The sequence below is a fragment of the Nocardia sp. NPDC004711 genome (assembly GCF_053601595.1).
On record NZ_JBSGCB010000020.1, the window covers coordinates 29,375 to 44,405 of the forward strand.

The 15,031-nt window shown below is 69.7% G+C and carries 15 protein-coding genes; 9 read left to right on the forward strand and 6 right to left on the reverse strand.

Translation table 11 applies throughout. The annotated features are described in order from the left end of the window. Positions 1 to 32 precede the first annotated feature (32 nt). From ACWEKS_RS21275 to ACWEKS_RS21285, 3 genes are all read left to right on the forward strand, one after another. Positions 33 to 1,013, forward strand: a complete 981-nt coding sequence (locus ACWEKS_RS21275; protein WP_452341686.1) for an RNA polymerase subunit sigma-70 — start codon at positions 33 to 35, stop codon at positions 1,011 to 1,013. 116 nt (positions 1,014 to 1,129) lie between these two features. Continuing rightward, positions 1,130 to 1,819 carry an alpha/beta fold hydrolase gene (locus tag ACWEKS_RS21280; protein ID WP_452341687.1) on the forward strand — a complete coding sequence of 230 codons (690 nt, stop codon included), beginning with the start codon at positions 1,130 to 1,132 and terminating at the stop codon, positions 1,817 to 1,819. Between the two features lie 480 nt (positions 1,820 to 2,299). Further along, entirely contained in the window at positions 2,300 to 2,545 is a 246-nt protein-coding gene (locus ACWEKS_RS21285; RefSeq protein ID WP_452341688.1) for a hypothetical protein, read from the forward strand. 83 nt (positions 2,546 to 2,628) lie between these two features. On the opposite strand, the gene ACWEKS_RS21290 is transcribed toward ACWEKS_RS21285, so the two are convergent. Further along, a complete protein-coding gene (locus ACWEKS_RS21290; protein ID WP_452341803.1) occupies positions 2,629 to 3,009 on the reverse strand; it encodes a putative quinol monooxygenase in 381 nt (126 codons plus the stop codon). Here ACWEKS_RS21290 and ACWEKS_RS21295 point away from each other — a divergent pair. The 4 genes from ACWEKS_RS21295 to ACWEKS_RS21310 all read left to right on the forward strand — a co-directional run bounded on the left by ACWEKS_RS21295 (position 2,941) and on the right by ACWEKS_RS21310 (position 7,292). Further along, positions 2,941 to 4,101 carry an epoxide hydrolase family protein gene (locus tag ACWEKS_RS21295; RefSeq protein ID WP_452341689.1) on the forward strand — a complete coding sequence of 387 codons (1,161 nt, stop codon included), beginning with the start codon at positions 2,941 to 2,943 and terminating at the stop codon, positions 4,099 to 4,101. The two genes, ACWEKS_RS21290 and ACWEKS_RS21295, sit on opposite strands and share 69 nt — an antisense overlap. Before the next feature lie 170 nt (positions 4,102 to 4,271). Further along, the gene (locus ACWEKS_RS21300; RefSeq protein ID WP_452341690.1) at positions 4,272 to 4,841 is read left to right on the forward strand and encodes a Uma2 family endonuclease; all 570 of its coding nucleotides are present in this window, start codon (positions 4,272 to 4,274) and stop codon (positions 4,839 to 4,841) included. Positions 4,842 to 4,971: 130 nt separating this feature from the next. Beyond that, entirely contained in the window at positions 4,972 to 5,739 is a 768-nt protein-coding gene (locus ACWEKS_RS21305; RefSeq protein WP_452341691.1) for an ABC transporter ATP-binding protein, read from the forward strand. Beyond that, complete coding sequence (locus tag ACWEKS_RS21310) at positions 5,724 to 7,292, forward strand: hypothetical protein (RefSeq protein ID WP_452341692.1); 1,569 nt, start codon at positions 5,724 to 5,726, stop codon at positions 7,290 to 7,292. The genes ACWEKS_RS21305 and ACWEKS_RS21310 overlap by 16 nt, the downstream gene beginning before the upstream one ends. Positions 7,293 to 7,303: 11 nt before the next feature. Here ACWEKS_RS21310 and ACWEKS_RS21315 read toward each other — a convergent pair whose 3' ends face one another. Beyond that, positions 7,304 to 8,431, reverse strand: coding sequence for a GDSL-type esterase/lipase family protein (locus ACWEKS_RS21315; RefSeq protein ID WP_452341693.1), 1,128 nt, complete (start codon positions 8,429 to 8,431; stop codon positions 7,304 to 7,306). Positions 8,432 to 8,541: 110 nt separating this feature from the next. Between ACWEKS_RS21315 and ACWEKS_RS21320 the strand changes: the two genes are divergently transcribed. After that, positions 8,542 to 9,012 (forward strand): MarR family winged helix-turn-helix transcriptional regulator, encoded by a 471-nt coding sequence (locus ACWEKS_RS21320; protein WP_452341694.1) that lies wholly within the window; start codon positions 8,542 to 8,544, stop codon positions 9,010 to 9,012. A 99-nt stretch (positions 9,013 to 9,111) separates the two neighbouring features. Further along, positions 9,112 to 9,954 carry a patatin-like phospholipase family protein gene (locus ACWEKS_RS21325; protein WP_452341695.1) on the forward strand — a complete coding sequence of 281 codons (843 nt, stop codon included), beginning with the start codon at positions 9,112 to 9,114 and terminating at the stop codon, positions 9,952 to 9,954. 7 nt (positions 9,955 to 9,961) lie between these two features. Here ACWEKS_RS21325 and atzF read toward each other — a convergent pair whose 3' ends face one another. The 4 genes from atzF to ACWEKS_RS21345 all read right to left on the reverse strand — a co-directional run bounded on the left by atzF (position 9,962) and on the right by ACWEKS_RS21345 (position 14,988). Continuing rightward, positions 9,962 to 11,575, reverse strand: coding sequence for an allophanate hydrolase (atzF, locus tag ACWEKS_RS21330; RefSeq protein ID WP_452341696.1), 1,614 nt, complete (start codon positions 11,573 to 11,575; stop codon positions 9,962 to 9,964). Positions 11,576 to 11,618: 43 nt separating this feature from the next. Continuing rightward, a complete protein-coding gene (locus tag ACWEKS_RS21335; RefSeq protein WP_452341804.1) occupies positions 11,619 to 13,553 on the reverse strand; it encodes a 5-oxoprolinase/urea amidolyase family protein in 1,935 nt (644 codons plus the stop codon). Positions 13,554 to 13,627: 74 nt separating this feature from the next. Continuing rightward, on the reverse strand, positions 13,628 to 14,245 hold the full coding sequence (locus tag ACWEKS_RS21340) for an urea amidolyase associated protein UAAP2 (protein WP_452341697.1): 618 nt from the start codon (positions 14,243 to 14,245) through the stop codon (positions 13,628 to 13,630). After that, positions 14,242 to 14,988: a DUF1989 domain-containing protein gene (locus ACWEKS_RS21345; protein WP_452341698.1), complete on the reverse strand. Its 747-nt coding sequence runs from the start codon at positions 14,986 to 14,988 to the stop codon at positions 14,242 to 14,244. Before ACWEKS_RS21345 ends, ACWEKS_RS21340 begins: the two co-directional genes overlap by 4 nt. Positions 14,989 to 15,031 lie beyond the last annotated feature (43 nt).

The following is a 15,031-nucleotide window of genomic DNA, read 5'->3' on the forward strand; positions in this document are numbered from 1 at the left end:
GATTGTTGAGCTCTGTGGGTACGGTCGGGGTTGTGGAGCGTGAGAGCGTCGCGGCGGCGGATGCTGGGGACGAGGCGGCGTTTGCGGGCCTGGCTGAGCGTTACCGCTGGGAGTTGCGGGTGCACTGCTATCGGATGTTGGGCTCGTTCGACGAGGCCGAGGACTTGACGCAGGAGACGTTGCTGCGGGCGTGGCGCTATCGGCGAAGTTTCCAGGGCCGCTCCACGTTTCGGTCGTGGCTGTACCGCATCGCGACGAATGTGTGCCTGGACTTCCTCGACCGGCACCCACGGCAGCCGGTGGCGGGTGGGGCCGGCGGACCGGCCGAGGTGGGATGGTTGCAGCCGTTTCCGGATCGGTTGCTGGAGCCGGTGGCCGACCCGGAAGCGGAGCCGGAGGCCGTGGTGGTCGCGCGGGAGACCATCGAGCTGGCGTTCCTGGTGGCGATCCAGCACTTGCCGGCTCGGCAGCGCGCGGTGTTGATCCTGCGAGACGTGCTCGGCTGGTCAGCGGCGGAGACCGGTGAGTTGCTGGGCATGAGCGTGGCCGCGGTGAAGAGCGCGTTGCAGCGGGCACGACCTGTGCTGAGGGCGCATCTGCCGCAACGCGGCTCCGGGCAGGCTATGACTGCGCAAGAGCGGGAGCTGCTGCGGCGTTTCATGACCGCCCACGAGCGCGCCGATATCGCGGCGTTCGCGCGGCTGTTGAGCGCGGATGTGCGGCTGTCCATGCCGCCGTTGCCGTACTCCTTCGTCGGCCGTTCGGAGGTCGCCGCGTTCGCCGAGAACGCGTTGGGGCCGGGCTCGACCTTGTATAGGGGGAAGTGGCGGGGCGTGCCGGTTCGGGCGAACCGGCAGCCGGCCATGGCCGGCTACCTCTGCCGACCGGATGAGCAGGTCTATCGGGCACAGGTGCTCAACGCGGTGCGTGTCGAGGACGGGCAGATCGTCGAGATCACCGCGTTCGGGCCCGAGGTGTTCGCCGCCTTCGGTCTGCCTGCGGCCCTGCCCTGATTCGGCTCCGATTCCTTTTTCGCGCACTGCCGGTCTCACAGGGGCACGACCGCGACCGGCGTGGTCGATGACCCCGAGGAGCTGGGTGTGGACATATTGACGCGATGGGGGCGGGCGTGACCGAGTACGTGTTCATCTCCGGGGCCGGGACCGATTCCTGGTACTGGCACCGGCTCGCGAGCGAGCTACGGTCCCGCGGCCACCGCGTGGCCACTCCCGACCTGCCCTGCGACGACGACGCGGCCGGGCTGCCCGAGTATGCCGAAACCGTGGCCGCTGCCATCAGCGATCACACCGACACCGTGCTGGTTGCCCACTCCTTCGGCGGGTTCACCGCACCGCTGGTCTGCCAGCGCGTCCCGGTCCGGCGACTGGTGCTGTTGTCCGCGATGATCCCGCGGCCCGGAGAAGCCCCCGGTGAGTGGTGGGCCAATACCGGTTACGAGCACGCCCGCCGTCGGCAGGACGAATGCGACGGCCGACACCCCGACGACGAGGATGCTCTGTTCTTCCACGATGTCCCGCCCGGGCTGGTAGCCCAGGCCCGGAAACACAGCCGTCGGCAATCCGCCACCCCGTTCACCGAACCCTGGCCCCTGCCCACCTGGCCGGCGACACCGACGACCTTCCTGCTCTGCCGTCATGACCGCTTCCTGCCCGCCGCGTTCATGCGCCGTATCGTCGCCGAACGCCTCGGCGTCGTTCCCAACGAGATCGACGGCGGCCACATGATCGCGCTCGCCCGCCCCCGACAACTCGCAGATCAACTGGAGGCATGTACCCCCACGAACTCAACACCACTGTGAACATCACGGGGTGCGATCGAGATCCTCGACGTTCCAAGTGACCCCTGCCCCGTTACCGGCCGCACACTTTCCTGTCCGGCCGGCAACACATCGTTATCCGCATCGACCAGCGATCGATACCCACATCGGCAGCAGCGGATGTCTCTGGGCCGCCATCGGTCTCGCCGCCAGATGGTTTGTGCACCAAGCCCTCTCATCCGGCCGGCGTTCGCGCGGTTACCCGCTGACCCGCCCACATCCGAATATTCAACCTGTGGGACACGCCGGACATCGGGCACGCGGATGAAACGGACAGTTCGCTGGAACTCGAAATATGCACTCGGGCAAGGCGATACGTTGCTGTTGTGCCGTCCATCCGCCACGAAGTTCCGCTGCAATTGCTGCGTCACAGACCCGAGGTGGCACCCCGGATCGCCCGCAACGTGCTCGGCCTGCCGGTAATGCGTACCTTCCCGGTACCGGAAGGAGTGGGAGGAGCTCGTGGCCATCGCAATCGAGAACTACCACTGGGAGAGCGACTTCGCCCGCGAACACCAGGCCATCGGCCGCGCCGAGGGCCGGGCCGAAGCGTTGGCCGGGTCGGTGTTGCGGATTCTCGAACGTCGTGGGCTGGCTGTCGACGCTGCCGTTCGAGCGCGCATCGTGGGCTGTTCCGATTCTGACCTGCTTGCCCATTGGCTCGATCGGACGCTCGAGGTGGATTCCGCCGAGCAGGTTTTCGACTAGTTCAAGATCAGGGAGCTTTGGGTGTGGGATTTGTCTGGATTTCCGCGCCCAGGGCTCCCTGATCTTGGTTGGTGGGTGGAGAGTTACGACTGGGGGTCTTCGATTCGGGTGCCTCTGATGAGCCAGGTGGGGCCGGTGGCGAAGGAGTTGATGACGTCGAAGAAGCGGGCGAAGTGGGGGCCCTTGGCGTCGAGGTTGAAGGCGGGCTCGTCGTCGTAGGCCTCGTCGAGGTAGAAGCGGTTGGGGTTGTCGGCGTCGGTGCTCAGTTCGAAGCGGCGGGCGCCGGGTTCGTCGGCGGCGGAGTTGCGGCGTGGGCGGTCGTGGGTCGGTGCGGTGCGGGGAATAACGAATTGTCGTGATGTGGAGGGCCCCTCTTTATCGGAAAACTCGATGTCATGAGCGACACCGGCATCCGCCCCTTCCGCATCGACATCCCGCAGGCCGACCTCGACGACCTGAACCAGCGCCTGACTCGTACCCGGTGGATCGACGAGGTCCCGGGCACGGGCTGGGAACGCGGCGTCCCCACCTCCTACCTGCGTGAACTCGCCGGCTACTGGGCCGGGAAGTTCGACTGGCGGGCCATCGAAGCCACGTTGAACGCCCGCCCGCAGTTTTCCACCACCATCGCCGGGCAGCGCCTGCACTTCCTGCACATCCGCTCCGAACGGGACGACGCGACCCCGCTGCTGCTCATCCACGGCTGGCCCGGCACCCCCGCCGACTTCCTGGACATGATCGGCCCGCTGACCGATCCGGCCGCCCACGGCGAGGCCGCCGCCCCGGCCTTCCACCTGGTCATCCCGACCCTGCCGGGGCACGGCTTCTCCGGGCCGCTGACCGAAACCGGTTGGGACGACGGGAAAGTCGCTGCCGCCCTGGCCGAGCTCATGACCCGGCTCGGGTATGAGCGGTTCGGGGTGCACGGCGGCGACCACGGCGCATTCGTCGCGCCGCGTGTGGCCCGCGATTTCAGCGACCGCGTGATCGGGGTGCACGTCAATGCGCTGGTCACTTTCCCCACGGGCGACCCGGCCGACATGGCCGCGCTCACCGAGGCGGAACTGCAGCGGTTGGCGGCGATGAAGCAGTTCCAGGACGACGGCTCCGCCTACATGAACCTGGCCGGGTCGCGGCCGAACACTATCGCGCAACTGCTGGCGGATTCGCCTGCGGGACAGCTGGGTTGGATCGTGGAGAAGTATAAGGAGTGGACCGACGCCGGCCACGAGCTGCCCGAGGACGCGATCGATCGGGACAAGATCCTGACCACCGTGGCGATCTACTGGCTCACCGACACCGCCCGCAGTGTCGCCAACTACTACTACGAACGCTTCCACGACTACACGATGTTCGCCCCGAAGCCGAAGGGCACGGTCCCGACCGGCGTCGCGGTATTCACCACCGCGGACTTCGCCATCCGCCGCTTCGCGGAGAAGGCCCACAACATCGTGCACTGGTCGGAGTTCTACTCCGGCGGCCACTTCCCCGCCCTGGAAGTCCCCGACCTGCTCACCGGCGACATCCGCGAATTCTTCACCACCCTCACCCGCTGATCGGAGCGCGCTGCAACTCGCCGGTGATGAGCGAACAAATGTTCGTCACCGGCGAGTCGCTGTAGGGATCGAGCTACCGTTCAGCCTTGTTGGCGGTGGTGTGCAACCAGATTGGGGAAAAGGGGGTGTTTGCCTTGGCGATGCCGGTACTCGAGCCAGACAATTCGTCTATGCATGTGCCTGCTTCCGATCGTTGGACCGCGGCCGATCTCGATCACCTTCCCGAGAACGGACTCCGGTACGAGGTCGTGTATGGGCAGCTTGTCGTGAATGCCGCGCCGAAACCCATCCATCAGCTGATGGTGTCCCAGCTGGGGCGGATACTCGACTCGGCGCTACCGGACGGGCTCTTCATGATCCCCGGGGTCGGGGTGCTCATCGGCGACGATGAGCCGATCCCGGATCTGCTGGTGTGTGCGGGCCCGGTCCCCTGGGACGAGCGGGGGATACCTGCGGCGCAGGTCGCACTGGCGGTGGAGGTCGTCTCGCGCTCGACCGCCGCCATGGATCGCCGGATGAAACCGGACCTCTACGCAGACGGCGGGATCCCGAACTTCTGGCGGATCGAGACCAATCGCTTCAAGGGGCAGCTGTCCAGCGAAGAGCTCCCGGTCCTGTTCGCGTACGCGCTCACCGACAGCGGCGAATACGAATTGGTCGCTCGGTGCCCGGCCGGCCGGATTGCCGCCCTGAACCTCCCCTTCGACATCGCCTTCGACCCCGCATCGCTCCGGCCATAGCGCGCCCTGATGCGCGAGCGCCGGATTCGAGCGCCCGGTTGCGGTGGAGTGCGCGTTGAGCGATATGTCTGGCAGTGGAGCAGCATGCTTATCGTGAAAGGGCGGTAGGTGGGGGCTCCGAGGAGGGCATATGACTGTCGATGGGCAACTGGCGCTCGAGCTGGACGGGCTCTACAAGAAGTTCGGCGGGCCTTGGGTGGTCGATGGGGTGAGCCTGGCGGTGCCGCCCGGGTCGTTCTTCGGGTTGGTGGGGCCGAACGGGGCGGGGAAAACGACGACGCTGTCGATGGCGGTGGGGTTGTTGCGGCCGGATCATGGGGCGGCCCGGATCTTCGGGCACGAGGTGTGGGCGGATCCGGTGCGGGCGAAGACCGCGGTGGGGGTGCTGCCGGACGGCTTGGCATTGCCGGAGCGCCTCACCGGGCGAGAGTTGTTGAACTTCACCGGGTTGCTGCGCGGGATGGACAAGGCGACCGTGGTCGGGCGGGCGGACGAGCTGCTGCACGTGCTCGAGCTGGACGGCGCGGAAAACACTGTGGTGGTTGATTATTCGGCAGGCATGCGGAAGAAGATCGGCCTCGCCACCGCTCTGCTGCACGCACCGAAACTGCTGGTGCTGGATGAGCCGTTCGAGGCGGTGGATCCGGTGTCGGCGGGAACGATTCGAACGATTCTGCAGCGGTTCGTGGCCGCGGGCGGATCGGTGGTGCTGTCGAGTCATGTGATGGCACTGGTGGAATCGATCTGCGACCGGGTCGCCGTGATCAACCGAGGACGGGTGGTGGCGGGCGGGACGCTCACCGAGGTGCGCGGCGAGGGCACGCTGGAGGAGGCCTTCGTGCGGCTGGTGGGCGGACGCGTGGGCGGCGAGGAGGGGCTGTCGTGGTTGGCGTCCTGATCCGCATGCGGTTGCGTATCACCGCGCGGCACATGCGGGAAGGCCGTGCGGCACTGAACTTCTGGACCGGCAGCATCTTCGGCCTGATCGCCGCGGTGGCCACCGCGCTCATCATCGCCGGCGCGCGCGAGACCGTGCACGGGGGAGTGACGGTGGCGGCGGCGATCTTCGCGGCCTGGACCCTCGGCTGGATCTGCGGCCCGGTGCTCACCGGCAGCAGCGACGAGACCCTGCAACCCGAGCAATTCCGCCTGCTGCCCTTGACGACTCGGCAACTGGCCTATGGGCTCGGCGCGGCGGCCTTCGTCGGGCCGGCGCCCATCGTCAACCTGATCGCGTTCGGCGGCCTGGTCCTGCTCGCCGCGCCGATCGGCCTGGGCGTCACCGCGATCGCGGCGCTCGGCGCGGTCCTGCAACTGCTATTCGTGGTCCTGCTGTCGCGGGTCGTGGTGGCCTGGCTCGGCGCGGCCATGCGGTCCCGGCGCGGCAAGGACCTGGGCGTGCTCTTCGCCGCCCTCATCGGCCTGGCGTATTACCCACTGAACCTGCTGGTTTCGGCTGTCGGCCCGAAACTGGAGAGCGACCACAGCGGTCTGTCGGTGACGCTGCGCGCGGTTCCGTCGGGCTGGGCGCCCTACGCCGTCGAGGCCGCGGCCCGCGGCAACTACCTGCTCGCCCTGCTGCCCCTGCTGGGCCTGGCGCTGCTGTCGCTGATCCTGTGGCAGTCCTGGGCGGTCCTGCTGGAACGCCGTCTCACCACCCCGGCCGCACCCGCCGGCCAGGTGGTCGACACCGGCGGCGGGCTGCTCGACCGTTTCATCCCCGCCACCGCGGTCGGCGCCGTGGTCGCCAAGGAGCTGCGCACCTGGTGGCGCGACGGCCGCCGCCGCGCCGCCCTGCTGCCGCTGCTGCTCATCGGTTTCGTGCTGCCGATCTTCCTGTCGCTCCGCACCGGCGGTAGTGGAACCATCCCGTTCTCGGGCGCTTTCGTGGTGTGGCTGGCCACCATGTCCAGCACCAACCTGTACGGATTCGACGGCACCGCGATCTGGCAAACGCTGGTGACGCCCGGCGCGCCACGTGCGGATGTGCGCGGCCGCGCCTACGCCTGGCTGCTCCTGGTCACCCCGCCGTCGGTGCTCGCCACCCTCATCCTGCCCGGCGCGCTCGGCCGGCCGTACCTGTACGTCTGGGCGCTGTCGACGCTGCCGGTGCTGGTCGGCGTGGGCGTGGGGGCCGTGGTGTTCCTGTCCACGCATGCCGCCTTCGCCCTGCCCCCGCAGCGCGGCAACCCGTTCGCGGGCTCGGGCAATCCCGGCTGCCTGAAGATCCTCATGCAGTTCGCGGTGGGCCTGGTGCAGTTGCTGACGGCGGCCCCGGTCCTCGTGATACTGGGAATCGGTGTGGCACTCCATAATTCGCTACTCCAGTGGGCGGCACTGCCGATCGGCGTACTGCTGGGCGGGGTGGGCGCCGCACTCGGAATCCGCTGGGCGACCGCTCGGTTGGAGGCCCGTGGACCCGAGCTGCTCGCCGAGGTCAAACCGCGCTGAACAGCGGCCGCTCACCGGAAGGCCGGCGGCAGCGCGGTGAGATCCACCGCCTCCGCCATGGCCCGGGCCCCGTCGTCATTGAGATGCATGCCGTCGCCGCTGTCGAACTCGGGCCGGATGAAGTCCGGATCCGCCGGATTCTCCACGGCCGCGGCCACATCGAAGACGGCGTCGAACACCGTGGTGGTGCGCAGCCACTCGTTCACCGCGCGCCGCACCGGAATGCCCTCGGCCACCGCCAGACCCGGGTAGATGGCCCCGCCGAACGGTCCGATGGTGTTGGCGTAGATCGGCAGTCCGGCCGCGTGCGCCCGCTCGGCCAGCGCGGTGAAGCCGGCGATGAGCGCCCCGGCGGTCGCGGTGCCGGCCAGGATCAGGTCATTGATGCCGAAGTTGGCCCACACGGCCGCGACTCCCGGCACCGACGGCACGTCCCGCTCGAACCGGGCCAGCCCGTGCTCGCCGATCTCGTCGGTGAGCAGCCGGTTGCCGCCGATGCCCTGATTGACCGCCCACCCGGTGGCCAGCCGCTGGTTCAGCACATCCACCGATCGGCGGTTCGCGCCGTGGGTCGAGCCGAAGCCTTCGAACCACGAGTCGCCGAAGGCCACCAGCACCGGAACCTCGGAGTCGGCAGCGACGTCGATTCCGGTGAGGAGGAACCGCGCCGCGGTGTCCTCGGCATCGGACGGAGCGCCGTCGCCCGTCCGATCGCCGGCGCTGATCCAGCTGCTCTCGACCGGGAACTGCGCGAACGCGGGCAGCGCCGGTTCGGGCAGGTACACGCTCAGCGCGAGTTCGGTTCCCGCCTCGACGGCCAGGTCCACCGGGTCGCTGACGATATCGGCCCCGGCCGGGATCCGGGTGGCCGCGGACCCCGCGAACCGCACCGCGGTATCGGTCTCGGGCACGATCTCGCCGCCCGTCTTGCGCACGGCGATCCGCGCCGCGCCGATCACGAGTTCGTCCGTGCCGTAGCGATTGGTCAGGCGCACGCGCAGCCGTGACCCGCCGCCGGCCACCCGCACCACCTGCCGCACGGTCTCGCCGGCGAAGGCCCGCGGCTCGGCGAGCTTGATCTCCTCGGCCGGATTCACCAGCGGCGCACGGAATCCCGCCACCCAGCGCTCGGTCGTCATCGGAACCTCCATGTAGTTGCGTTGCGGAATATTGCGTTAGCAACAAGATATCGAAAATGTTCCGCGTGTCAACTATCCGCACTGAAAACGTCTGGTCTAGGCTGGTCACCGTGGATCCCAACCTCTTCGACGACCCCCGGCTGACCGCGATCGGCCTGCTCTACGAGGCTCACGACGGGCTCATCGACCGGCTCGAGGAGACCTGGAAGCGCAATGGCCTGTCGGGACTCGACCTGAATGCCCTGCTGCGCCTGAGCCGTTCACCGGGCCGCAAGCTGCGCATGACGGATCTCGCCACCCAGACCAGCCTGTCCACCTCCGGCGTCACCCGGCTGGTGGACCGCCTGGAGCGCAACGGCTTCGTCCGTCGCGAGGCCGATCCGGCCGACCGGCGCAGCTCGTACGCGGTGCTCACCGCCGCCGGGGCCACCCGCGTGGCGCGCGTGCTGCCCGCCTACCTCGACGGCGTGGACCGCTGGTTCACCGGCCTGCTCGGCCCCGAGCAACTCGATCAGCTCACCGCGAGCCTGCGCATCATTCGCGACGCCACCAATCCCGACGCGACGCACGTCTCGGAATGAGTGGTGGAAATCGAGCCATAGCCACCGCTCCGGCGGCCTGGCCGGTAGTTTTCGTACCGCAGGGTGTCTTTCGCAGCGGGTAGGAGAGTGAGTGCGGGTATGACGACGGAACGTGCGCTGGTGATCGGCGGCGGCGGGGTGGCCGGGATCTCCTGGGCGACGGGCATTCTCGCCGGGCTGGCGGATGCGGGCGCGGACGTGACCGGGGCGGATCTGCTGCTCGGCACCTCCGCCGGGTCCAATGTGGCCGCCCAGGTGGGCAGCGGGCTCGAACTCGCGGAACTGGTTCGGCGGCAGGTGGATCCGGTGGTGCAGAGCCGCGAGATCGTGCCCTCGATGGAGAAGTTCGCCGGGCTCTGGGAGACGCTGGCCGCCATCATCGAGGAACTGCAGGTGGATTCGGTCGAGCGCCGGCAGCGCATCGGCGCGCTCGCGCTGCGGGCGGAGTCGGTCCCGGAGCCGGAGCGGCGGGCCGTCATCGAGACCCGGCTGCCCGTGGACGAATGGTCCGATCGGGATGTCCGGATCGTCTCGGTGAATGCCGAGACGGGCGAGCTGCGGATCTTCGACAAGGACTCCGGTGTCGCACTGGTCGACGCCGTGACCGCCAGCTCCGCGGTCCCCATGGTGTGGCCCTGCGCCACCGTCGACGGCGCGCGCTACACCGATGGCGGCGTCCGGACGTCGGTGAACGCCGATCTCGCCACCGGCTACGCCCGGGTACTGGTGATCGCGCCCATGCCGGACGCGGAACTCGAGGCCCAGGTGGCGGGCCTGGTCGCGGCCGGCGCCCGGGTCGAGGTGATCGCCCCGGACGAGGCGGCCACCGCGGCCTTCGGCCTCAACCCGCTCGACACCGCCACCCGGGTCCCGTCCCTGGAAGCCGGTCGCGCGCAGGGCAAGGCGGACGCGGACCGCGTCCTGGCGCTCTGGCAGAACTGACGGACCGTCAGCTCACCGCCCCCGCCGCCAGCGCCGCGCGCCAGCCGCCGTATTCGCTGATGTCCTTGGCGGATTCGGCGGCCGCGCCGGTGCAGCCGAACCCGGTGTGCCAGGTGCCGTCGGCGAGTTCGACCGCGCCCAGCTGCATGGGGGCGGGCAGGGCCGCGAGGAAGCGGCCGAGGGCGGCGGGCGAGAGCAGCCAGCGTTCCCCGGCCACCGCGACACCGGATTCCATTGCGGGGACCCGGGTTACGGCCGGTTTGGGCGGCACCGTGTCCAGCGCGCCCAGGCGGTAGTGCGGAGCGGTCTCGACCGGGCCACACCAGCGCGCGCCCAGGTCGATCAGCTGGTGTTCGAGGGGCTGGCCGCGCAGGTGCGCGCCGAAGACGACCAGATCGTGCGCGGCCGCGACCGTCGCGGGCCAGCACGGCTCGCCGGGGTCGAGCGGGGTGCCGGTGATCAGGGCGGCGATATCGAGCGCCACGGCGTCCTCGAAGGCGCGGGCCAGCACGGTCACGCCGAAATGCGGCTCATCCGTGGGGATTGCGACCGCGCAGAGGTCGAAGAGATTGCAGAAGTTGGTGTAGGTGCCGAGCCGGGCATTCACGGCAATGGGCTCGGCGGCGACCTCGGCAATGGTCGGGTGGGCCGGTGCGGTCGGGGTCAGCAGCGCGTCCGCCCCCGCGAGGCTCGCCATGGCGGTGGCGCGCAGGCGTTCGAGCGCGGCCAGATCGGTGACCAGCCGATGCGCGGGCAGCTCGCGGGCGGCGCGGATGATGGATCCGACCGTGGGATCGGCCGATTCGGGGTGTGCGTCGATGAATTCGCCGACCGCCGCATAGCGTTCGGCGACCAGCGCGCCGTCGTACAGCAGTCTGGCGGCGGCCAGGAAAGGCTCCGGATCGACTTCCACGATGGTCGCGCCCCGATCGCGCAGTCCCGCGACCGTCCGCTCGAAGGCGCTGTGCCACTGCGAATCCAGCTCCGGCAGCGCGCTGAACACCGCGATCACCGGCTGCGGCGGCGCGGCCAGCCGGGTGTCGGCGGGCCACGGCCGGCCCGGCGCACCCGCGGCCATGACGCCCATGGCCCGACTTGCCAGGCGCAGATCGGCGGCGAAGATCGTCACGCAGTCATAGGAGCGGCAGGCGGGGACGACGCCCTCGGTGGAGATCACGCCGACTGTGGGCTTGATACCGGCCAGGCCGTGGAACGCGGCCGGAACACGTCCGGACCCGGCCGTGTCGGTGCCGATGGCGATATCCGCCGCCCCGGTCGCGACCGCGACCGCCGACCCGGAACTCGAACCGCCCGAGACGTATCCGGGCCGCAGCGCGTTCTCCACGACGCCGTAGGGCGAGCGGGTGCCGACCAATCCGGTGGCGAACTGATCGAGATTGGTCTTCCCGGCCACGACCGCACCGGCCGCGCGCAGCGCGGCGACCGCGGGCGCGTCCAGATCCGGCGTATACGCGAAGTCGGGACAGGCGGCGGTCGTCGGCAGGCCCGCGACATCCACATTGTCCTTGACAGCGAGGCGCAGTCCCGCCAGAGCGCCTGCGGCGGTCGCGATTTCGGCGTCCACCTCGGCGTCCGGGCGGTGGTGGATCCACACGGTCATGGGTTCTCCTAGATCTGGGATGGGAGCGAACGGGCCGAGGCGCTCAGGGTGTTTCGGCGAGTTCGCCCGCCTCGCGCCAGGAATTGCGTTCGGCGGCGAAGGCATCGGCCTGCCGGGCGCGGAACTCGTCGATGGATGCGGCATTGTCCGACAGGAACTTCCGGTAGTCGACGAGACGGAACTCGCCGTCCTCGGCAAGCAACTCGCCGCGGCCCGCCGCGGTGTCGGCGCGCAGGTCGAGCAGCTCCTCGGCGCTCACCGGATACCAGCTGATGCGGTCGAAATACCGCAGCAGCCACGGGTCTTCGCCGACGCCGCTGGAGCGGTGGTTCCACACCTGGGTGGTGCGCCCGACGAACTGGTAGCCGCCCGGACCCTCCATGCCGTAGATGCAGAGGTAGGCGCCGCCGATGCCGACCGCGTTCTCCGGCGTCCAGGTGCGGGCCGGGTTGTATTTGGTGGTGACCAGCCGATGCCGCGGATCGGTCGGCGTGGCCACGGGTGCGCCCAGGTACACGTCGCCCAGACCGAGGACCAGGTATTCGGCCGCGAATACCGTGTCGAAAACCTCGTCCACGGAGGCCAATCCGTTCATCCGCCGGATGAACTCGATATTCCATGGGCACCACGGGGCATCCGCGCGGACGCCGTGCATGTAGCGGGTGATGGCCTCGCGGGTGGACGGATCGTCCCACGACAGCGGCAGCCGCACGGTGCGGCTGGGGACCACCAGCTCGTCGGCGGGCGGCAGCTCGGCCTCCACCTCGGCGAGCAGGCCCAGCAGGGTGCGGGTGGGCAGCCGGCCGGGATCATGGCGCACCTGCAGCGATCGCACGCCCGGGGTCAGTTCGGTGATCCCCGGTTCGGACCGTTCCAGCAGCGCCTGGTGCAGAGCGTGCACGCGGGCGCGCAGCTCCAGATCCAGTGTCATGTCCCCGTATTCGACGAGCAGGCCGTCATTGCCCGCGCGCCGATAGGTGACCGCGGTGTCCGCGCCGTCGCGGCGGGCCAGGACGCCGTCGTCACCGTCGCCGCCCGTGGACAGCACGACCGGCCAGGCGGCCCGGCGCTCGGCCCCGAGCTCGCGCAGCGAGGCCGCGTGGTCGGCGCGGACCGGGACGAAGCGCACGCGGTCGCCCGGCGTGAGCTGACCCAGCTTCCAGCGCTCGGCCGCCACCACCGTGACCGGGCAGACGAAGCCGCCCAGGCTGGGGCCGTCCGGGCCGAGCAGGATCGGGGTGTCGCCCGTGAAGTCCAGCGCGCCAACGGAATACGCGTTGTCGTGGATGTTGGACGGGTGCAGTCCCGCCTCGCCGCCGTCCCGCCGCGCCCACTGGGGTTTCGGGCCGATGAGCCGCACCCCGGTCCGATCGGAGTTGAAGTGCACCTCGTAATCGGTGCCGATGATGGTGTCGAAATCGCTGCGGGTGAAGAACTCCGGTGCGCCGTGCGGTCCCTCGGTGACCGCCAGCTCCCAGCGCCGGGTCAGCACGGGCTGATCGTCGCCGGTCACCCCGGCCGTCACCCGCCCGGGCACGCCGAGCGTGAACTCATCGCCCGCCGCCAGGGCTCGGCCGGTGCCGCCGCCGAACTTGCCGAGGGTGAAAGTCGCACGGCTGCCCAGGTATTCGGGCACCTCGATACCGCCGGCCACCAGCAGGTAGCACCGCATTCCCGGCCCGCGCACCATGCCGATGTCCAGCACGCTGCCCGCCGGCACCAGCACGCTGCGCCACTGCCGCACCGCGCGGCCGTTCACGGTCACGGGCACCGGTGCACCGGTGACGCACACCCAGGTGGCGGCGTCGAAGCGCAGGGCCGGTCCGCCCAGGGTGCACTCCAGCCCGGCCGCGCCCTCCGGATTGCCGAGCGCCCGATTGCCGAGCCGGAACGACAGGTCGTCCATCGGGCCGGACGGCGGCACCCCGACATGCCAGTAGCCCACCCGGCCCGGCCAATCCTGCATGGTCGTCTGCATGCCCGGCCGGATCACCTGGAATGTCGCGGCCGGGGACGAGTGCTCGGGTGCGGTGAGGTCCGGCAGCACGGCGGTCATCGGGTCACCACCATGCGCACCGGGGTGGGGTCGAAGCCATTGCAGGGGTTGTTGATCTGCGGGCAGTTGGAGACCAGCACCAGGGTGTCGATCTCGGCGCGCAGCGTGAGCTTCTTGCCCGGCGCCGAGAGCCCGTCCACGATGCCGAGCGTGCCGTCCGCCTCGACGGGAACGTTCATGAACCAGTTGATGTTCGAGACCAGGTCACGCTTGCCCAGCCCCCACTTCAGACCCTCGGCCAGGAAGTTCTCCACACAGGCGTGCTGGTGGCGGGTGTGGTGGCCGTAGCGCAGGGTATTGGACTCCTGCGAGCACGCCCCGGCCACGGTGTCGTGATTGCCGACCTCGTCGGCGACCACCGTCATGAGCGGGGTGCCCGCCTCGGTCAGCAGGACGCTGCCGGTGGTCAGGAAGATATTGCGCTGGGCCGTGATCGTCGTCTGCGCGCTGTACCGGTCGGTGTGATCGGCGGCGTTGTAGAGCAGGCAGTCCACCGCCTGATTGCCGTGCAGATCGATGATGTCCAGCTGGTCTCCCGCGCGCACCACGGCCGACCAGGCGGCGCGGGCGGGGACGGTCTCGTCGAGTACGACGGTGCGGGCGGTGGTGATCATGCGCGGGCCTCCAGAGTGCGTGCGTGCCAGTCCTGTTCGGTGTTCTCCACCGCGCGCAGGTATTCCGGGTCGGTACCGTGCGCGTGCGCGAGCTCTTCCGGGGCGGACCACGCCACGAGGTCGAGCTCGGTCGGGGGAGTGGGGTCGAGCGGGTGTTCGGCATTGGCGACCAGCAGGGTCACCGGCAGGTGCACGAGCAGGTCGACCGCCGTGCCCGCCGCCGCGCCGCCGGTGATCGTCAGCGCGCCATCGGATTCCACGCGCACACCCCGGAAGAACGACACCGTCGGACCGATATCCCGTGGCTCGAGCCCCTGCTTGACCCCGGCCAGTCGCAGGCTCTGGCGCGCGGCGGGCGACGGGCCGCACAGGGTGTCGTGACGGCCGGAGGAGTCCGCGATCACCGTGGCCAGCACCCGCCCCTGATCGGAGAGCAGCGGATGACCGACGCCCAGATACGCCTGCCACGGCACCTTTACCGTGTCGGCGACATTGAGCCGTTCCCAAGGCGATTCGGCTCGTAGCAGCAGCAGATGCGCACACGCCGCGCCGAACGGATCCGACAGCCGCACCCGGGTACCACGCGCGAGCACCGCATTCGCGTATCCGCCCGCCGGAATCCGCTGGGCGAAAGTGATTTTCGCGATGTCGACGTCCACGGGCAGCTCGGGCCCGACGCGTTCGGCGGCGGCCGCCTGGGACCGGGCATGATCCCGCGCGCCGGTGGTGTTGGCTGTGCTCATTGCTACTCCGTTTCTCGGGGATGCCGGAGACCCGGCCGGCGGT